At 69.5% G+C, this 17,960-nt stretch carries 18 protein-coding genes; 6 read left to right on the top strand and 12 right to left on the bottom strand.

All coding sequences use genetic code 11. The features are described from left to right. The coding region (locus tag AC16DP_RS25410; RefSeq protein ID WP_483956876.1) for an IS66 family transposase at positions 1 to 606 on the bottom strand (606 nt) is incomplete at its 3' end. Between the two features lie 60 nt (positions 607 to 666). On the opposite strand from AC16DP_RS25410, the gene AC16DP_RS25405 reads away from it, so the two are divergent. Further along, positions 667 to 1,059: a DUF5953 family protein gene (locus tag AC16DP_RS25405; protein ID WP_329728951.1), complete on the top strand. Its 393-nt coding sequence runs from the start codon at positions 667 to 669 to the stop codon at positions 1,057 to 1,059. Between the two features lie 228 nt (positions 1,060 to 1,287). On the opposite strand, the gene AC16DP_RS25400 is transcribed toward AC16DP_RS25405, so the two are convergent. From AC16DP_RS25400 to AC16DP_RS25370, 7 genes are all read right to left on the bottom strand, one after another. Then, positions 1,288 to 1,704 (bottom strand): hypothetical protein, encoded by a 417-nt coding sequence (locus AC16DP_RS25400; RefSeq protein ID WP_329728950.1) that lies wholly within the window; start codon positions 1,702 to 1,704, stop codon positions 1,288 to 1,290. Positions 1,705 to 1,975: 271 nt separating this feature from the next. Beyond that, positions 1,976 to 2,494 (bottom strand): hypothetical protein, encoded by a 519-nt coding sequence (locus AC16DP_RS25395; RefSeq protein WP_329728949.1) that lies wholly within the window; start codon positions 2,492 to 2,494, stop codon positions 1,976 to 1,978. A 91-nt stretch (positions 2,495 to 2,585) separates the two neighbouring features. Beyond that, positions 2,586 to 3,227: a hypothetical protein gene (locus tag AC16DP_RS25390; RefSeq protein WP_329728948.1), complete on the bottom strand. Its 642-nt coding sequence runs from the start codon at positions 3,225 to 3,227 to the stop codon at positions 2,586 to 2,588. A 67-nt stretch (positions 3,228 to 3,294) separates the two neighbouring features. Continuing rightward, positions 3,295 to 4,776, bottom strand: a complete 1,482-nt coding sequence (locus AC16DP_RS25385) for a right-handed parallel beta-helix repeat-containing protein (RefSeq protein ID WP_483956875.1) — start codon at positions 4,774 to 4,776, stop codon at positions 3,295 to 3,297. Between the two features lie 115 nt (positions 4,777 to 4,891). Then, positions 4,892 to 6,001: a TPM domain-containing protein gene (locus AC16DP_RS25380; RefSeq protein ID WP_329728946.1), complete on the bottom strand. Its 1,110-nt coding sequence runs from the start codon at positions 5,999 to 6,001 to the stop codon at positions 4,892 to 4,894. After that, positions 5,998 to 6,627 (bottom strand): LemA family protein, encoded by a 630-nt coding sequence (locus AC16DP_RS25375; RefSeq protein WP_329728945.1) that lies wholly within the window; start codon positions 6,625 to 6,627, stop codon positions 5,998 to 6,000. The genes AC16DP_RS25380 and AC16DP_RS25375 overlap by 4 nt, the downstream gene beginning before the upstream one ends. Continuing rightward, a complete protein-coding gene (locus AC16DP_RS25370) occupies positions 6,624 to 7,061 on the bottom strand; it encodes a TPM domain-containing protein (RefSeq protein ID WP_329728944.1) in 438 nt (145 codons plus the stop codon). Before AC16DP_RS25370 ends, AC16DP_RS25375 begins: the two co-directional genes overlap by 4 nt. 111 nt (positions 7,062 to 7,172) lie before the next feature. Here AC16DP_RS25370 and AC16DP_RS25365 point away from each other — a divergent pair, with 111 nt between their 5' ends. Genes AC16DP_RS25365 through AC16DP_RS25355 form a run of 3 tightly spaced genes read left to right on the top strand, consistent with a single transcriptional unit; the run spans position 7,173 to position 10,939 of the window. Continuing rightward, entirely contained in the window at positions 7,173 to 8,531 is a 1,359-nt protein-coding gene (locus AC16DP_RS25365) for a TAXI family TRAP transporter solute-binding subunit (protein WP_329728943.1), read from the top strand. Beyond that, a complete protein-coding gene (locus AC16DP_RS25360) occupies positions 8,528 to 9,250 on the top strand; it encodes a lysophospholipid acyltransferase family protein (protein WP_329728942.1) in 723 nt (240 codons plus the stop codon). Before AC16DP_RS25365 ends, AC16DP_RS25360 begins: the two co-directional genes overlap by 4 nt. Before the next feature lie 48 nt (positions 9,251 to 9,298). Next, positions 9,299 to 10,939 (top strand): hypothetical protein, encoded by a 1,641-nt coding sequence (locus tag AC16DP_RS25355; RefSeq protein WP_329728941.1) that lies wholly within the window; start codon positions 9,299 to 9,301, stop codon positions 10,937 to 10,939. Positions 10,940 to 10,954: 15 nt separating this feature from the next. Here the strand turns inward: AC16DP_RS25355 and AC16DP_RS25350 are convergent, their stop codons facing one another. The 3 genes from AC16DP_RS25350 to AC16DP_RS25340 form a co-directional block, all read right to left on the bottom strand. After that, positions 10,955 to 12,079 (bottom strand): NHL repeat-containing protein, encoded by a 1,125-nt coding sequence (locus AC16DP_RS25350; protein ID WP_329728940.1) that lies wholly within the window; start codon positions 12,077 to 12,079, stop codon positions 10,955 to 10,957. A 39-nt stretch (positions 12,080 to 12,118) separates the two neighbouring features. Next, a complete protein-coding gene (locus AC16DP_RS25345) occupies positions 12,119 to 13,228 on the bottom strand; it encodes a bifunctional UDP-sugar hydrolase/5'-nucleotidase (protein ID WP_329728939.1) in 1,110 nt (369 codons plus the stop codon). An 80-nt stretch (positions 13,229 to 13,308) separates the two neighbouring features. Then, on the bottom strand, positions 13,309 to 14,124 hold the full coding sequence (locus AC16DP_RS25340) for an SH3 domain-containing protein (protein ID WP_329728938.1): 816 nt from the start codon (positions 14,122 to 14,124) through the stop codon (positions 13,309 to 13,311). A 219-nt stretch (positions 14,125 to 14,343) separates the two neighbouring features. Between AC16DP_RS25340 and AC16DP_RS25335 the strand changes: the two genes are divergently transcribed. Together AC16DP_RS25335 and AC16DP_RS25330 are read left to right on the top strand one after the other, a co-directional pair. After that, on the top strand, positions 14,344 to 15,318 hold the full coding sequence (locus AC16DP_RS25335) for a DUF808 domain-containing protein (RefSeq protein WP_483956874.1): 975 nt from the start codon (positions 14,344 to 14,346) through the stop codon (positions 15,316 to 15,318). Between the two features lie 91 nt (positions 15,319 to 15,409). After that, on the top strand, positions 15,410 to 17,311 hold the full coding sequence (locus AC16DP_RS25330; protein ID WP_329729535.1) for a sulfatase: 1,902 nt from the start codon (positions 15,410 to 15,412) through the stop codon (positions 17,309 to 17,311). Positions 17,312 to 17,314: 3 nt separating this feature from the next. Here the strand turns inward: AC16DP_RS25330 and AC16DP_RS25325 are convergent, their stop codons facing one another. Further along, positions 17,315 to 17,893 carry an HD domain-containing protein gene (locus tag AC16DP_RS25325; RefSeq protein WP_329729534.1) on the bottom strand — a complete coding sequence of 193 codons (579 nt, stop codon included), beginning with the start codon at positions 17,891 to 17,893 and terminating at the stop codon, positions 17,315 to 17,317. Positions 17,894 to 17,960 lie beyond the last annotated feature (67 nt).

The following is a 17,960-nucleotide window of genomic DNA, read 5'->3' as shown; positions in this document are numbered from 1 at the left end:
GCCCAGACGGTAGCAGCTGAGCACGAGGGAGTAGACGTTGGCGGCCCGGTGGCCGGCCGCGTCGCTGCCCAGGAAGAGCCAGTTCTTGCGTCCGAGGACAATGAGCTTGATGAGGCGCTCCACCTCCCCGTTGTCCACCGGCACGCGTCCGTCCTCGAGGAAGCGGCCCAGGGGGACAGCACGGTTGCGTGCGTAGGCAATGGCCTTGCCCAGGGGCGTCTTGGCGGGCACATGCGGGGCCCACTCCTCCAGCAAGCCGAAGAGCTCCTCGTAGACGGGCAGGCTGTGCGAAAGGCGCAGGCCGAGGCGAGCCTCGGGGGAGAGCCCCTCCTCCTGGGCCTGCCGCTCCACGGCGTACAGCTTCTGCACGAGCGTCAGCACCATGCCGCCGCGAGCGTCTCCGGCCACATAGGCGCGCTCGAAGCCACGCCGGGCATGCATCCAACAGCCCACCTCGAGGCGGGGAGAGTCGGGGCCGAAGAGGGCCTCGTAGCCCTTGTAGCCGTCCACCACCAGGTAGCCCCGGAAGTCGGCCAGCACCCCCTGGGGGCCCGTGCCACTCCAGTCGGGGGTATACTCCACGAAGACGTTGCCGCCCTGGCCCACGTACGGCCAGTGCCTCTGTCCGCGGACGGCATCGCGGCTGCGGCGGCTTTGCTAGAGGCCGTGGGGGAGAACGCACGCGCGTTCTGGGGGCACGCGACGCCGTTCAGCGCGGGGGTGGACATCGCACGCCAGACGAAGAATCGGCCAGACGACCTGGAGCCGCCTCCCCGTGGGCTGCCGGTGCTCAAGTCCCCTGGTGCCATGCGCTCGCCTGAGATTCCGCATCGCCTCGGGTGGCTGAACTACTGGTCAGACGCCGCCGCACGGACCATCGGCTTCCCGGACCCGGCCCGCGACGCCGAGCCGCTCTCACGGGCACGGCGCACCGCGACGGGCGGGTGGGTGGTCAGACTCACGGATGCACCGCTCGACCTGGACAACCCCGCCCACCTGGATGTGCTTGAACAAGCCTACGAGCGCTTCCCGGAGATCGGCGGGCGCTCCACCCCTTGAGGGTCGGAACCGGTTACAGCTCACCGAGGCGGAGGGGCCCACGAAGTGGAGAGTGGGCTTGACGATGGGCATCGCGGGCAGGGTGTCCGCCAGCGGCACGCCCTGGACCTCATACGGTGCCGACGGGACCCTGGGGCCCGTGTCTCCCTTGGGCCCCAGGCTCTCGGTTCAGGCAACCAGCCCTCCCAACAGCATCGCTACGGCGAACATCCGGGATTGGCGCATGGACTATCGGTAGTACAGCCGCAGGCTGTTCCAGACGTTGTTGACGCCGCCGTACCAGAAGTTCACCGTGTTGTCGCCCATGCAGACGTGGACGTCATCATCGGTCAGCGCCCGCCGGAGGATCCGCAAGCTGTCCGAGTTCAGATAGCCACCGTTGGTGTACCGAAGCCCATCCGGATTGCAGCTGTAGAAGTTCCCCTTGAAGACGAAGACGTAGTCGGTGTCCGGGTCGTTGTCACAGATTCCCGTGGTGGTCGTGTAGTAATAGCTGGGCGCCGTGTAGTTGGAGCCACCCGAGCTCTCATCGTTCTCCACGACCTGCTCCCAGAGCGGGGCCGGGCACGCGGCCCGGGCCTGGAGGGGAGCGGCGAGACCGAGCACCAGCGGAATCACAGACACGACGTTCTTGATACGCATCATCCGTCTCTCCTTGTCATGAACAAGCCTGCAAATCAGGCAAAAACGCAACTCATGACTACTCGGCATTTACGCAAAGATCAAGATGAAGATGCTTTTGTATCTTCGTTACAAATTTGGCACGGAATCAAAGGATGAGAGCGCGAGAAGGCCCTCGACGCGTCCCTGTTCGACGACTCCGGAAGCGAGGTCAGACCCTACTTCACCGCAGACGTTGGCATCTCCATCCTACTGGCCACGTAACCGGGGCAAGCCCAATGTCTGAGATGCGCTCTTAGCGGACGAACACGGGGGCGGACAGCTCAACGGTGTAGGGCACCGCCGCCGCGCCCACGGCCCGGAGCCGCACGAGGAACGGGCCGCCGTGGCTGGCCCGCATGAGGAGCACCTCGCCCGGCGTGCGTTGAGCGAGGTCTCCGGGCGCGTCCAGGGACAGGGGGGCGCCCTCCACGTCCAGAAGGTCGACCTCCAGCGCTCCCCGGGCCGCCTCCCAGCGCACACGCACCCCGGCCGGGTAGCAGCAGTCCCCATAGGCGTACAGCCAGTCCGTATCCCCCGGACAGGCCACCTGGCCGTCGAGCTTCAACGGTCCATGGCCGAAGACGTGCGACAGCGGAGGGGCGGCCAGCGCTTGTTCCCGCGTGTCATCTTCTTCCCGCACGTCATCGGCACAGGCCGCGAGGCGAGGCCGACAGCTCGTCCCCACCAGGGCCCCGAGCCCCAGCCATGCGCAACACAGGAGCCCGCGCGTGAAGGTCACGGGGAGGGCCGACACCGGCATCTTGGAGAGCATGGCAGCCATCCTCTCACGAGCGCTTTCGCCGCGAGCCACCGTGGCATGGAAGCGGCGGAAATCGAACCCGCCGCCCCCCACTCAACCCCTCTCAGTACGTGACGATGCTGGGGGACTGCGGCGCGGCGGTGAAGAAGTCAGCGTAGGTGGCGACGAAGTGGTTTCCCTGCAGGATCGGGTACGGCCAGGCAATGGTCGCGGGATCCTCCGTGATCGAGTTCCCGGTGAAGGTGCCGGCGGCCTCGACGTTGACGGCGTTCACGGTGAGCCCGGTCAGCGTGATCACGCCCGGCATTCCGGCTCCACCATTCGACGGCACGTAGCTCGACTGCAGACCCACCGTCCTCACCGTGCTCAACGTGCTCGGGTCCAGACGGTGGATGCGGGCGCGACCCCAGGTCCCGTAACCCCGGATGTACTCTCCGTAGGTCCAGGCCGCCGCGAGCCCATCGGCATTCACGGCGATCGCGACCTCCGGCGTGTTCTTCGAGGTCCCCAGCTCGACGGTCCGGGGCGTCAGCGCGCAGGTGCCGGACGAGACCACCTCGCTCTGGACGGTGACCCTGTAGAGGACCTGCCAGGGAGCATACGGATCAGAGCCCTGCAGGACCTTGATCGAATAAGCGCAGCCCTGCCAGTCGGCCCGCGCCTCCTTGACGACGGGCAGCTGGGCCTGAGCCGATGAACCAAGCAACGCGACAATTCCAATGGCAATCGTTCCAAACAGACGCACGGGTACGGCCTCCTTGGGGGAAGGGGCCGCGGACTCTAGGGAATTCGAAGCAAGAAACGCACGGATTTCACTGTAGTACGGAAGAACCCGTATCCACCCCGAGCACCTGTCTCCACACCTCGAGCTTCTCAGGTGACGAGAGGATGAGTTGCTCACCTGGAAAATTCGCGCCATCGCCTTTCAAGACACCACCGCTGGCGTACTGGTTTTCCCTCATCAGCAGCCCCGGGCGATAACCGGCGGCACCCAGTCGAAGCAGCAACGATTGCGAGCCGCCCCGCAGGACATTGTTCCGGACCTCGAGCCCGGTGACGCTCCGGCCATCCGCCGCCAGCATCAGCCCGTAGCTGGCCGTGCCCTCGACGGTGTTGCCCACCACCCGCACGGTCCTCGCGCCCTCGATACGGATGCCCTGCCCGTTGCCCGCGGGAACGTCGCGGATGTCCTGCAAGAGATTGTCCTCCACCGCGATGTTCTCGGGAGGCGTGCTGCCGTCGAGCACGGAGACACCTCGCCCGGCGCGGGAGATGGCATTGCCCTGGATGAGGATGTCCCGCGCGGAATCGTGGATGACCACGGCCTCCCCGGCCGACGAGCCCGCAGGACGGATGGCCGTGTTGGGAAAGCCGGAGAGAACATTGTCACGCACGGTGACGCGCAGACACTGCTTGATGTCCACCCCGTTCTCGCCCTCGTCGTGCAACGTATTGCCCTCGATGAGCACGCCGTCCGCGGGGCCGGAACCCGGTTGACATTGAATGGAGTCACCCGAGTTGTGATGGATGTCATTGTCCCGGATGACGATGTTCCGCGCCGGGCCCACCACCGCCACGCCATGGGAGTCATCTCCCGGCTTGATGAAGTGGTGGATGTGATTGTTCCGCACCGTGATGTCCCGCGCCCCCTCCACGCACACGCCCGCGCCCGCGGTTCCTCCGTTCAGCTCGCTCCCGGAGAGGACGGACTGCACCGCGTTGGCGTCGAAGAGCACGGCGAACATGCTCGCCCCCGCGACGTCGAAGTGCAGGTTCTCCAGGTTCCAGCGCCCCTGCACACGGAGGATCGCCCCGCGCACCCTGTCCTTCGGAACGAGCCTGGGCCGCTCCGCGCCCTCGCCGCGCAGGGTGATGGGAGCCACACCCGAGCCCCGTGACTCGAGCACGAGCTCTTCCGCGTACACGCCCGGAAGCACCCGGATGACCTCTCCTGGCTTCGCGAGCGCCGCCGCCCGGCCGATGGTCCGCAACGGAGCCTCGAGTGTGCCCGCTCCCCCATCCGAGCCCTTCGTGCTCACGTACCAACTCCGGCCCACGGGCTCGGCCGGCACGGGCACGGGCACTGGCACGGGGGTCGGCGGTGGCTGCGGTGACGACGGCACCGGGGGCGAGGGCTGGGGCTCCTCCGGGGCGGGCCGCACCACCTGGGGCGCCTGCGCCTCCTCGGCACTGTCGTGCGCTGGAACCTCCGGCTCACAGGCGAGCAGGAGCAGACAGGTGAACACTCCACACGCGCCCTTGAAGCGACCCTCGCCACCCGCGCCTCGCGTCACCCCGCCCCCCCGCTCGCCAGCCCCCATCGAAGCGCCGAAAGTCGTCACGAGGGGCGCCGGCATCAAGGGGCCGGACCTGGGGAAAGGTGCGCACCTGCCCCCCGGTACGAGGGGGCTACCAGGAGGAGCTGGCTCCCCCTCCGCCGAAACCGCCCCCTCCCCCACCCCAGGAGCTGCCCGAGCTGGAGCCACCCGAGGACCCGCCCGAGGAGCCACCCGAGGACGAGGAGCCCCACGACGAGGAGCTGACCGTGGAGCCGGAGCTGTTGAGGAAGAGGAACAGGATCTCGATCAGCACCCGGAAGACGGGCGGATAGGTGACGACCACCAGCACGACGGCGAGCAAGCCGAAGGTCTTCCAGCCCTCGAGGAGCATCGCCAGCACATGGGTGGAGTGGTAGTCCGAGAGGGACATCAGGCTGCCCACCACGGCGCTCAGCCCCAGGATGAAGGTGATCCGCAAGGACAGGTGGTGGGCCGACAGGGTGACCGCCAGGAACATCACGGTGAAGGTGGCCCAGGCCAGCAGGAAGTGGAAGGTGGGGATCCGGATCGAGCTCACCATCAGGGCGGTGAGGGCCACGGAAACGAGGACGAGCCCGCCGATGCTCCCGGCCAGCCCGGAGGTGCCGAGCTGCTCCCTCCAGACGCCCAGGCAGCAGCCGAGCAGCACGCCCGCGAGGATTCCCATGCCGACCAACCCCAACATGATGTTGCTCACCCGCGCGGCGCTCACCGGCGCGGCCCCGGCGAGCTCCGGCATGTCCCCGGCACCCGGCAGGCGCGCGCGCACGCCCTGGATGACGCCCAGCAGGGCCCCGCGGTAGTCCCGCTCGCGCAGCAGCGGACCCTGCTCGTCGAGGATGCGCCTCACCGCGTCGTCCGGCAGGTACTCCTCCATCCCATAGCCCACCTCCAGGCGCGCGCGCCGGTCGTCCACCGCGAGCACGAAGAGGAGCCCATTGTCCACGCCCGCGGTGCCGCCCTTCCACGCCTCGGCGGCCCGCATCGCGTAGTCCTCGATGGGCTCGCCCCCGGTGGAGTCCACGAGGAGCATCGCCATCTGCGTGCCCGTCTGGTCGCGCAGGCGCACCAGCTCGCGGGCCACGTCCTCCTTCTCCGAGGCCGACAGCACCCCGCGCTCGTCCACCACGGGCCGATCGATGACGGGCGTGCTCCCGAGCAGGAGCGCCGGCAACAGCAGCACCAGGGCCGAGATCTTCACCACGAGGTCACCTCGGTGGACAGGGGAACGGAGCCGGGCAGCCCCGAGAGCCGCACCACCCAGGACTTCGGGAAGGAGGACGCGGAGGCGTTGTACTCGGTGGCCAGGAGATCGTAGCGCCGCTGCTCCACGCTCACCCGGTTCTCCGCGCCGGACAGCTGCGCGTCCCGCTCCGGGCCGGGGGTGGCGGTGGCGTAGCGCGCCTGCTCCCTCGCCCGCCGCTCCACCACGTTGCGCACCTGCGCGCGCTGGCGCGTCACCTCCTGCAGCGTCGAGTTGAGGCCATTGCGCACGAAGAGTCCGCTCAGCGCGAGCACCACCGCCACGCCCGCGGCGACCCACGCGCCCTTGCGCAGTTGCTCGCGCCGGGCCCGCCGCGCCCGCTCCGCCTCGAGCTTCGCCTGCTCCTGCTCCCGGCGGCGCTGCTCCAGCACCTGCATCGCCTGATCGATGTACTCGGCGGGGATGTCCAGCTCCTGCCCGATGCGCTTGACGTCCTCGGTGGTGAGCGTCTCCGGCGCCGAGTCCTTCTGCATCAGCCGGGTGGCGGTGTGGATGAGGTCGTCCACGTCATCGACGGCGACCTGCTGCCCCTGGGGGGAACGGTTCCGCGTCACGTCACTCATGCCTGGCTCACCACGTCCGGAAGCTCGTTGCCCCGGGTGTCCTCACCGGGAACGGCGGTGCGAAGCAGTCCGCCAATGCGCTCGATGGCCGTCTCCAACCCCGCCACGGGCGTGCCCGCGCGGAAGCCCTGGGCGAGCCCATCCACCACCTCCTGCCAGAAGCCCGGCTGGGCGGCCCCGTGGACGCCCTGGCCCGCGTAGACGGCGGCCTTGCGGTCCGCCACCGCGACATAGAGCAGCACCCCGGTGTCCGCGGCCGTGCGGCGCATCCCGAGCTCCTCGAAGAGCTGAGCGGCCCGGGCCAGCGGCTCTCCCCCGCGGCAGCTCCGCTCGAGGCGGACGACCACCTCGCCCCGGTGCCCCTCTTCCGCGCGGCGGATGGCCGCCACCAGGCGCGCCTCCTCCGTCTTGCTCAGCTTCCACCTCGGACGCATCCACGACCAATCCATGGCGGGCAGGATATGCCATCCGGCCGAGCGGCGGAACGCGCCTCCTCGCCTGCCTGGCGGACATTCTCCGCGCGGCGTCTATACTGCGCGCCCATCATGAAGACGGACTCGCTCAAGGAGCAGCTCCGGCGCACGACGCGCCGCGACCTGTGGCTCACGGTCGCCCCCGCGGCCCTCATCATCGGCATCGCGTTCGCCGTCACGTTCTACTTCGTCAAGCCCGCGCCCCCCATGAAGCTGGTGCTCGCCACCGCGCAGGACGAGGGCGGGTTCCGCTACTTCGCCAAGAAGTACCAGGAGAGCCTCGCCCGGCATGGCGTCACGGTGGAGATCCAGCAGACGAAGGGCTCCGTCACCAGCGTGGAGCACCTGTCCGGGGAGCAGGCCGACGTCGCCTTCGTGCAGAGCGGCACCGCCGACGAGAAGAAGGCGCCGGGCATCGTCTCGCTCGGCAGCCTCTCGTACGTGCCCCTCTGGGTCTTCTACCGGGGCGAGCCCATCGACGACGTGCTCGGGCTGAAGGGCAAGCGCATCGCCATCGGGGACGCCGAGAGCGGGACGCACGCGCTCGCCCGCACGCTGCTGTCCGTCAACGGCGCGGACCAGGCCCCGACCGAGCTCCTGCCCCTGGGGCGTGACGCGGCCATCGAGCAGCTCAAGAAGGGCCAGCTCGACGCGGTGTTCATCGTCGCGCCCGCGGAGGCTCCCGCCATCCAGAAGCTCGCCGTCGAGCCCGGAGTGCGGCTGATGAGCTTCGCCCGCGGTGAGGCCTACGTGCGCCGCTACCCCTACCTGTCGAAGCTCGTGCTGCCCCGGGGGGTGTTCAACTTCGCCGCGGACATCCCCGAGCGCGACGTGGTGCTGCTCGCGCCCACCGCGAACCTCGTCGCGCGCGACTCGCTGCACCCGGCGCTCGCCTACCTGCTCATGCGCACCGCGAGCGAGATCCACGGCAGCGCCGGGCTGCTGGACCGCTCCGGCGAGTTCCCCGCGCCGCTCGAGACGGGCTTCCCCCTGAGCAGCGAGGCCCGCCGCTACTACCAGGCCGGAATCCCGCTGTTGCAGCGCTACCTGCCCTTCTGGGCCGCGAACCTGGTGGACCGGCTCTGGGTGATGCTGGTGCCGATCATCGCCGTGGTGGTGCCGCTGGGGCGGGCCGTGCCGGCGCTGTACCTGTGGCGGGTGCGCTCGCGCATCTTCCGCTGGTACGCCCGCCTGAAGGAGATCGAGCTCCAGCTGGAGGAGAACCCCGGACGCGAGATGCTCGAGGACATGATGAAGCGGCTCGAGGAGGCGGAGCGCGCGGTGAACCGCATCCCCGTGCCGCTGGCCTACGCCGAGAACCTCTACTTCTTCCGCGAGCACATCGACGTGGTGCGCCGGCGGCTCTCCCGGCGGCTCTCCGGTGCCCCCGAGAGCCGGGAGCTCGTCGTGGCGCAGGTGACCGCCTCATGAAGTACGCCGTGACCGCCTGGTTCTGGCTGCTCTTCCTCACCACCGCCCCGGTGCTCTTCGTGCTGGGGCTGGTGCTGTTCCTCGTCGCGTACCCGGTGGATCCGGACCGGCGGTGGCTGCACGCGCTGGTGTGCCGCTGGTGCCACCTGCTGTGGCTGCACGCGTCGCCGGGGTGGCGCACGCGGGTGGAGGGGCGGGAGCTGCTGCCGTCCGGGGCCTGCGTGCTGGTGGCCAACCACCAGTCCGCCGCGGACATCCTGGCCGCCATGGGCCTGTTCCATCCCTACAAGTTCGTGGCCAAGGCGTCGCTGTTCTCCATCCCCGTCGTGGGGTGGATGATGAGCCTGCTGGGCTACGTGCCCGTGAAGCGCGGCAGCACCAACTCCATGGGGAGGATGCTCGAGCAGTGCCGGTACTGGCTGCGCCGGGGCATGCCGGTGCTCATCTTCCCCGAGGGCACCTACTCGCAAGAGGGACTGCTGCGCTTCAAGCGGGGGGCCTTCCAGCTCGCGCTGGAGGAGCACGTGCCCGTGGTGCCGGTGGTCATCGAGGGCACCACCCAGCTCCTCGAGGGCGATGGCCTCTGGATGAGCCCGCGCGCCTCCATGCGTGTGCGCGTCCTGCCGCCGCTGGCTCCCGAGTCGTTCGCCCCGGACGCGGTGACGCTCGCCGAGCAGGTGCGGGCGCTCTACGTGGACACGCTCGCCGCCACGGGCTGAGCTCCCCTGCTGTTGCATGTGCTCCCGGGCGAAGGGTAAGCACGCCGTATGCACATCCGACTCCTCGCCGCGCTCCTGTGCCTCTTCGTGAGCACGGGCTGCATCATCAACAATCACGACGACGACCACGACACGGATCCCCAGCCCGGAGACGTGTCGTTCTTCTGGAACTTCTCGGGCGGCTCCGCCGTGGGCCGGTGCGCGGACGTGCCGGACGTGAAGTCGGTCCGCCTCGTCATCCCCGGACAGACGCTCACCAACGGCGGCGTCCAGCCCTGCACCAACGGAGGCGTGGACGGCGTCGTCGTGCGCGACTTCGCCCCCGGCACCTACAACTACACCCTCGAGGCCCTCGGCTACTCGAACGAGGTTCTCTACACGGGCAGCGGCTCCTTCACGGTGGACGGGAACGAACAGGTGAGCACCACGCTCGCCCCCGTCACCCGGCCGCCCCAGCCCGGTGACGTGACCTTCCTGTGGGCCTTCGCTGGCGGCACCTCCCCCCGCTTCTGCGCGGACGTGCCGGAGGTGAAGTCCATCCGCATCACCATCCCCGGCCAGACGCTGCTCAACGGCGGCATCTATTCCTGCACCACCGCGGGCGTGGACGGCATCATCCTGCGCAATTTCGCCTCCGGCTCCTACGGCTACACCGTCGACGCCCTCGGCTATTCGAACGAGGTCCGCTACTCGGCCAGTGGCTCCTTCACGGTGAACGGGAACAAGCAGGTGAACGTCCTCCTGGATCCGGTCACGCCTCCGCCCGCCCCGGGTGACGTGACCTTCCTCTGGCGCTTCCCCGATGGCTGGTGCGCGGACCTGCCGGACGTGAAGTCCATCCGCATCACCATCCCTGGTGAGACGCTCGCCAATGGCGGCATCTATCCCTGCAACACCGCGGGCGTGGACGGCATCGTCCTGCATGACTTCCGCCCCGGCGCCTACAGCTTCACCCTCGAGGCCCTCAGCTACTCGAACACGGTGCTCTACACGGGCAGCGGTAGCTTCACGGTGAACGGCGACATCCGGATCATCTACACCCTGACCCCGGCCGGCAGCGGGAGCTCCTATGCCTATGTCTCCTGGAGCTTCCCGCCCAACACCACCAGCCCGAACCCCACCTGCGCCCAGGCGGGCGTGGTCTCGGTGGACGTGAGCATCGATGGAGGCGCGTGGACGCGCCTGAACTGCCTGGACGGCCAGGGGAGCAACCAGATCCGCTCGCCCTATCTCGCGCCGGGCTCGCACACCATCGCGTTCATCGGCGTGGGCTCCGGCGGCCAGCACTACTACTACACGCATGGCACGCTGGAGACCCGGGCGGGCTCGCCCGTCTCCGTCTCGTACCAGCTGAAGCCGGTGGGCGGCCTGGCGGTGCGGTGGGAGCTGCTCGACGGCACCGTGACCAAGACGTGCGCCCAGGCGGGCGTCACCACGGTGAGCATCAACCTGCAGAACCTGGCCACCGGGGAGCTCGTCTACGGCACGGCCGGTGACTCGCAGCCCTGCACGGGCGCGCCCATCCTCTACAACTACCTCGAGCCGGGGAACTACCGGGTGTACATCCGCGGCACGGGCTCGGGCGTCTTCTACACCAACGAGAACAACAGCCCGCCCACGTTGACGGTGAAGGCCTTCGAGCCGAAGTCCTCGGCGGACGCCGTCACCGTCGTCCTGAAGCGCGAGTAGTCACGCGCCCCGGGATTAACGGCAGTCCGCGCGCCGCAGCGAGACACCGGCCTCGGTGCGGTACTGGTAGACGACGCCGCCCTCGTCCAGGACGGCGTAGTCCCGGAAGGTCTCCTCGGGCAGGGTGTTGAGCGGCAGGTCCGCCTGGCCCAGCACCTTGCCGTCGAGTGGATCCAGACAGAAGAGCCGCACGCCGGGCTCGGTGGGCGGGCTCGCCTTGCCCGTGGGCAGCTCACCGGCCACGCCCAGGTAGATGACACCCGAGCGGTCCGAGTCGAGCAGCGTGAGGGTCATCAGCGGGAACTGCACCCGGTACTCACGCGTATAGCGCCGCGCGTTCGTCTGGCGATCGACGGCGTTGACCAGCAGGCGCCCACCCGGCCTGTCGATGATGCTGGCGAGGATGTACGAGCGGCCATCCCGGGTGGGGCGGCCGGGGATCTCCGGGCGCGTGGTGTCGGCCGTGCCCGAGAGATCGCCGATGCGCACCAGCGCGCCGTGCTCGCGCTCGACGTACACCGAGTCCCCGTCCACGAAGGTGCCGGTGATGCCGCCCGTCTCGGGGATGCCCTGGCCCTGCAGCGGCAGCTCTCCGCGCAACGTGCCCGTCTCGGGGTCGATGATGGCCACGGACTTGTCCCGCAGCCGGTCCATCACCAGCAGGGTGCCGTCCTTCGCCACGGTGACGTCCTGGGGCGTCTGCTGGGTGAGCGGCGTGGTCCCGAGCACCTTGCCGTCCTGGCCGATGCGCACGAGCCGCCCATTGAGCTGATCCAGCACCACCACGTCCCCGAGCGGCGTCACCGCGAGCGACATGGGCGCCTCGGGGTTGGCCTCCTGGGGACGGTCGCGCCCGAGCTGGGAGGGACCACTGCCCCACCCCAGCTCGGCGATCACGCCCGGAGCCTTGTTGGACGGGGCCGAAGGAGATGCACCCTCCCCCGCCCTGCCCTGACTGGCGCCCGACGGAGCCATGGGAGCCGTACCGCCCTGGGCCGATGCCGGGGCCGCTGGCCCCTGCGTGGACGAGGCGGAGCCCGCTCCGTCCTCCCTGCCCGAGCGGACCATCACGAGCGCGATGCCGAGCGCGAGCACCGTGAGCCCCACGAAGATGACGACACCGCGCTTGCTCGACTTCATGACCTCTTCCTTTTCAGCTTCAGCTTCAGCGAACACGGCTCAATGCGACGGGGAGCCCGGCGGCACGAGCCGCTCGACCCGCGCCTTCAGCTCCGGGTCATCCGGCACGTCCGGCCCGAGCAGGATGAACGAGAGCAGCTGGGTGCGGCCCTCCGCGTCCGGGCGCTCCCGGGCCTGCTCCTCCAGGCGTTGCCGCCGGGACAGGAAGCCGGCCAGTGCCTCCTCGAGCGGCTTCCGGGCCGCCTCGTCCTTCGCCGTGGCCAGACGCTCGCGGGCCCGCTGGATGTTCTCGTCCAGGAGCTTCAGCCCGTCCCGGGCCCTCACCCCCTCGGCGAGGTCCACGAACGGGCCCGCCCCCGTGACGGTGAGCTCCAGCCGGCCCAGCTGCCTGCCGCGCTCGCCCGAGGGCACCAGGGTGGCGTGACCGAGGCGCTGGGCCGTCCCCGGAAGGCGGCTCTCGTGGGACTGCACGACGAAGTCCACCGCGTCCCCCGCCTCCCGCGCGAGCGCCTGGGCGGACGCCAGGGGCATGGCGGCCAGCACCACCACCACGTCCACCTTCTCCTTCTCACGCAGACGGCGGGCCTCGGCGAGCACCGCGGGCCCGGGAGGCCGGCCCGTCACGCCCGGCCGCACCTCGCCCTCGGGCGAGAGCCCCACCACGCCGAACGCCAGCGGCCCCACCCTCACCACCGTGGACGCCGTGAAGAGCGGCTTGCCCTTCGCATCCACGAGGTTGGCCGACAGCACCTTCATCTTCGACTTCCGGGTGTCCTGCTTCAGGAAGTCCGTGCCGAGCACCAGGTCGCGCGCCCCCACGGCCATGGCCGCGGTGCCCAACGCCTCCATCTGCTCGAGCAACAACTCCGCGCGCGCCCGTGCGCCCGGCTCGCCCTCCGACTCGAGCGACTTGAAGAGCGCATTGCCCGCGTCCAGCACCAGCACCGGCTCGCCCCTGGCACGCTCGCGCGAGAGGACCGTCTTGCGCCGGGCCAGTCCTCCCGCCGGGAGCTGCCCGCAGCCACAGTGGGACACCTCGCCCCCGTTGTCTCCGGTGAACAGGAGCACCGCCTTCCCGGGCGCGGCTCCCGCGGCCAGGGGACTCAGCACCAACACCAGCAGGGCGAGCAGGCCCGGTCGTACGCGCATCACATCCTCGAGAGACAACCACGCCCCAACGAACGGCGGCCGGGCCCCACGCACCCGGCCGCCCCCTCGCGGCGGAGGGACTAGAAGTGACGGATGGCGTGGTACGTGGTGGTGGCGGTGCGGAGGTTGTACACGCAGCCGGCCGCGCAGCCCTTGCACTCGTAGGCCCACATGCTGCCCCAGCCATCACCCGACTCGTAGAGGAAGGTGTGGCCGGCGCCGTCCACGTTGTACACGAGCGCGTCGGCCTTCAGCAGGGCGTCGCGGGAGATGGTCGTCCACTGGCTGGTGTCCGAGTTGAAGCTGACGGTGCTGTAGGGGTGCGAGTCGGTGGCCGTGTTGGTGTTGGTGCTGGGCACCACCCACACCTTGGCGAGGAAGCCGGAGCAGTCCGCGCCGTACGAGCCGGTGTGCGTGCAGCTGGGGCAGCTCCCCGAGCACGCGCCCACGGCGGCGCCCGGGCTCCAGGCGCCGTGGCCCCACCAGTACGAGAAGCCCATCCCGCTCTTCGCCTTGGAGATGGCGGTGTCACGCGTCGAGGTGGAGGTGGTCACCAGGGTGAGGTAGCTGCCCGAGGCCCAGCCCGTCACGCCGCTGTAGGTGACCTTGTACCAGCCGCTGGTGGGGCAACCTCCGCCCGCCTCCTTGACGATGGCACCGCCCGGCATCGTCAGGAGGATGCTGTACGTCGTCCCCGGCCCGCTGCGCAGGTTCAGGTCCGTGGTCGTCTGGAGGCTGGCGCCCGCGGTGACGCAGGAGGTGATCGCGTTCTCGCTGCTGCCCACGCTCTCGTCCACGCCCGTCAGCTCCACGCTCTCCACGGACGACTGGCCGCCGCCGCAGCCCACCGCCAGCACTGCCAGGACCGCCAGACACTTCAAGGAATGACCGCTCATGCTCCGGGAGCTCATACGACCCTCCATCCAGGGGGGGACTGCGGGGAAGGCAGGCACGTCCCACGACCCTTCACTCCACCGGCATGGCAGGGACGCCTTGGAAAACCAGGAAGCGCATGATTGCACGAAATGTAGGTTTTTTCATCTTATTTTTTCAGGAGAGTCCACAGTCCCCTCGTTCTTCTCTATGTTCCAGCCCCTCAACGAAGGAGCCCACACTTGGCCGGATCCAGCCTGCTCGCACTGCTCGACGACATCGCCACCCTGCTCGACGACGTGTCGGTGATGACCAAGGTGGCCGCGCAGAAGACCGCTGGCGTGCTGGGTGATGACCTGGCGCTCAATGCCGAGCAGGTCGCTGGCGTCAACGCCGATCGCGAGCTGCCGGTGGTGTGGGCCGTGGCCAAGGGCTCGTTCATCAACAAGGCCATCCTGGTGCCCGCGGCACTGGCCATCAGCGCCTTCATCCCCTGGGCGGTGACGCCGCTGCTGATGCTGGGCGGCCTGTACCTTTGCTACGAGGGCGTCGAGAAGCTGGCGCACAAGTTCCTGCACAGCAAGGCCGAGGACGACGCCCACCACGCCGAGCTCACCCACGCCCTGGAGGACCCGAAGGTCGATCTGGTGGCGTTCGAGAAGGAGAAGATCAAGGGCGCGGTGCGCACCGACTTCATCCTCTCGGCGGAGATCATCGTCATCTCGCTGGGTGTCGTGGCCTCCGCGCCCTTCATGACCCAGGTGATGGCGCTGGTGGGCGTGGCCCTCCTGATGACGGTGGGCGTCTACGGACTGGTGGCGGGCATCGTGAAGCTCGACGACGCGGGGCTCTACCTCACCCGGCGGACCGGCAGCGGCGCGTCCACGCGATTCATGCGCGGCCTCGGCGCGGGCCTGCTGAAGGGGGCGCCGTACCTGATGAAGAGCCTGTCGGTCGCCGGCACCGTGGCCATGTTCCTGGTCGGCGGCGGCATCATCGCGCACGGCGTCTCCACGCTGCACCACGGCATCGAGGGCCTGGCCCATCACGCGGGCGAGGTGTCCGTCATCGGCGGTCTGCTCGGGGGGCTCACGACGGCGTTGGCCAACATCGTGGTGGGACTCGTGGCCGGTACGGTGGCGCTCGTGTTGATGCTCGGGGTCCAGCGCGTGATGAAGCGGGGCGGCAAGACCGGAGCCTCGAACACGAACCCCTGAGGCGCACGCCTGCCCGCCAGCGAGGCTGGCCAACAGGGGCTGGCTGATCTCCTGTGAGGCCCGCGCGACTTTGCTAGGCTCGCGCGCGATCATGGCGCGTGAGCGGGTGGAAGTCGTGCGCGGTGGAGCCGTCGCGGTGTGGCAGGCCGTCTGGGCCTGCTACACGTTCGTGCTGCTGGAGTGGCTCTTCCTCGTCACGCAGCAGGGCTTCATGGTGTCGTTCCCACACACGGTGTGGGCCAGCACCCTGGCGTGCCTCCCGCTGGTGCTGCTGCTCCCGTCGCTCGCCGCGCTCCTGCCGCTGCTCGGAGTCGAGGCGCTGCTCGCGCGTCTTCCCGAGGGCTCCCGGGCACGGACCCTGGCCGTCACCTCCGCCGTCCCAGCCCTGGTGCTGACGGGCCTGTCCTTCCTGCTCATCGACAACTTCACCTACACCGTCTTCGGCATCGGGGTGGTGACGGTCTCGAAGTCCCTGCTGTTCCTCTACGTGCTGCTGCTGCTCGTGCTCTTCGGCACGCTGGCGCGCAAGCTCGCCCGCGCGCGGCAGGAGGTGCTGGCCTCGGGAGGCTTGCGCTGGCGGCTCGCGGTGGCGGGAGGGCTCGTCACCCTGTCGCTCGGTGTGCTGGCCCTCCGGCTCTCCGGTGGCGGCGGAGCGCGGGAAGAGGAGGCACCGCCGGCGTCCACCACGGCCCGGCGGCCCAACGTGCTCTTCATCGCCTCGGACGGACTGGAGGCGCGGCGGCTGTCCGCCTACGGCTACGAGCGCCCCAACACGCCCTTCCTGGCGCGCTTCAAGGAGCGCACCCTCTTCTTCGAGAACGCCTTCTCCAACGCGGGGCGCACCACGGGCTCGCTCACCTCGATGCTCACCTCGCGCCTGCCCACGAGCACCAAGGTGCTCTTCCCGCCGCACATCCTCTCCGGCGAGGCGGCGTTCCTGCACCTGCCGGGGCTGCTGCGGCGCGCCGGCTACGAGACGCACCAGTACGCGGTCCGCTACTACGCGGACGGGGCGGACCTGAACATGCTGGGAGGCTTCAAGCGGGCCAGCGGGCGGGAGCTGTCCACGGACGTGCCCACGGGGCCCTGGCGGAACCTCATGGAGGAGCGCTACGTGGCGGAGCGCATGGCCGAGCGGCTCTCCGAGCGTGTGCTGTATGTGCTCGGGCTGCGGCCGATGGTGAACTACTTCAAGCTCGTGCAGCTGCCCACGCGCATCTACGGCTGGGACACGGACGAGGATCGCATCAAGGGGGCGCTCGCCGTGGCCGGGAAGGCCCAGAAGCCCTTCTTCATGCACATCCACATGATGGGGACGCACTGCTGCGCCTACAGGAAGAGCCCCGACCCGGTCTTCGCGCGCACTCCCGCGGCCACGCCCGAGGAGCAGCGGGAGAACATGCTGGACGACGCCATCCTCGACGCGGACCGCCTCATCGAGCGCCTGCTCACCGGGCTCGAGGAGCGAGGGCTGTTGGAGAACACGCTGGTGGTCATCAGCTCCGATCACAACCAGGGCTGGATGACGCTCGACCGGGTGCCGCTGATGATCCACTTCCCTGGCGGGCGGCGGCGCGGAGTGGTGAAGGAGAACGCCCAGCTGCTCGACGTGGCGCCCACGGTGCTCGAGGCCGTGGGGCTGTCCATCCCGGGCTGGATGGAGGGCCGCTCGTTGCTCTCCGCGCGGCGAGGCCCCACCGAGCCCATCCTCAGCACGGGCGAGGTCGAATCCATGCGCACCGATGCGAACTGGGAGCGCATCTCGCGCCTGAGGGATCCGGGGCCCCCGCTCCATGGCCTGACCACCTTCTCCGCGGTGGTGTGCGACCAGTGGTGGACGCTCCAGCTCAAGACGGGGGAGATGCAAAAGGGCAAGGTGCCCGGACACACGGCCCCGTGCGCCGAGGAGTCACTCCCGCCGGAAGCGGACATCCGGCGGGCCCTCCTCGCGCACCTGCGGGAGCGCGGCTTCGAGCTCCCGCACCTGAACTAGCGCTCAGGCGCCGAACCACCCCTTCTGGCGGGCCTCCTCGAGACGGCCCTCCAGGTAGTCCCACAGGGCCGGGCAGCCGGCCTTGATGGGCGGAGCGATGCGGCGCACCACCCGCTCATGGCTGACGCCGTTCTCGCGCCAGCTCTGCCCCGCGTTGGCCAGGTTGAGCAGGACCGGCATGGCCCGGTCCACGGCATGCGCGAAACGGGCTTCCGGCGTCTCCCCCGTCTCGAACTCCTGCCACAGCGCCAGGAAGGCCGCGCCCTGCGGCTCCGGCAGCAGCCCGAAAATCCGCTTCACCGCCGCCAGCTCGGCCGCCTTGCGCTCCTTCCAATCCCCTTCCGCGTACACCAGCGTGTCCCCGGTATCGATCTCGCCGATGTCATGCACCAGCAGCATGCGGATGACCCGGTCGATGTCCACGGCGGAGCCCGCGTAGGGCGCCAGGGAGGAGGCCAGCATCGCGATCTGCCAGCTGTGCTCCGCGGAGTTCTCGTAGCGCTCGAGCCCCAGCGGACGGGTCTTGCGCGTCACGCCCTTGAGCTTGTCCAGCTCCAGGACGAAGTCGATGATCTGTTGCATCGATGTGCCTCCCACGGGGCGCGACCCGCCCCCCGGGGCACTCTACAAAAAGCGACCTGGACTGGCG

It is taken from the genome of Archangium sp., from assembly GCF_057119385.1.
The sequence above is the reverse complement of the archived record's forward strand: the minus strand, read 5'-3'. Positions and strand labels throughout refer to the sequence as shown.

Excerpts from the sequence above, each read along its gene's own strand:
- AC16DP_RS25360 (WP_329728942.1), top strand. The coding sequence starts at position 8,528 with ATGAAGTACGCCGTGACCGCCTGGTTCTGGCTGCTCTTCCTCACCACC.
- AC16DP_RS25395 (WP_329728949.1), bottom strand. The coding sequence starts at position 2,494 with ATGCTCTCCAAGATGCCGGTGTCGGCCCTCCCCGTGACCTTCACGCGC.
- AC16DP_RS25370 (WP_329728944.1), bottom strand. The coding sequence starts at position 7,061 with ATGCGTCCGAGGTGGAAGCTGAGCAAGACGGAGGAGGCGCGCCTGGTG.
- AC16DP_RS25330 (WP_329729535.1), top strand. The coding sequence starts at position 15,410 with ATGGCGCGTGAGCGGGTGGAAGTCGTGCGCGGTGGAGCCGTCGCGGTG.
- AC16DP_RS25345 (WP_329728939.1), bottom strand. The coding sequence starts at position 13,228 with ATGCGCGTACGACCGGGCCTGCTCGCCCTGCTGGTGTTGGTGCTGAGT.
- AC16DP_RS25350 (WP_329728940.1), bottom strand. The coding sequence starts at position 12,079 with ATGAAGTCGAGCAAGCGCGGTGTCGTCATCTTCGTGGGGCTCACGGTG.
- AC16DP_RS25400 (WP_329728950.1), bottom strand. The coding sequence starts at position 1,704 with ATGATGCGTATCAAGAACGTCGTGTCTGTGATTCCGCTGGTGCTCGGT.
- AC16DP_RS25375 (WP_329728945.1), bottom strand. The coding sequence starts at position 6,627 with ATGAGTGACGTGACGCGGAACCGTTCCCCCCAGGGGCAGCAGGTCGCC.
- AC16DP_RS25365 (WP_329728943.1), top strand. The coding sequence starts at position 7,173 with ATGAAGACGGACTCGCTCAAGGAGCAGCTCCGGCGCACGACGCGCCGC.
- AC16DP_RS25325 (WP_329729534.1), bottom strand. The coding sequence starts at position 17,893 with ATGCAACAGATCATCGACTTCGTCCTGGAGCTGGACAAGCTCAAGGGC.
- AC16DP_RS25340 (WP_329728938.1), bottom strand. The coding sequence starts at position 14,124 with ATGAGCGGTCATTCCTTGAAGTGTCTGGCGGTCCTGGCAGTGCTGGCG.
- AC16DP_RS25355 (WP_329728941.1), top strand. The coding sequence starts at position 9,299 with ATGCACATCCGACTCCTCGCCGCGCTCCTGTGCCTCTTCGTGAGCACG.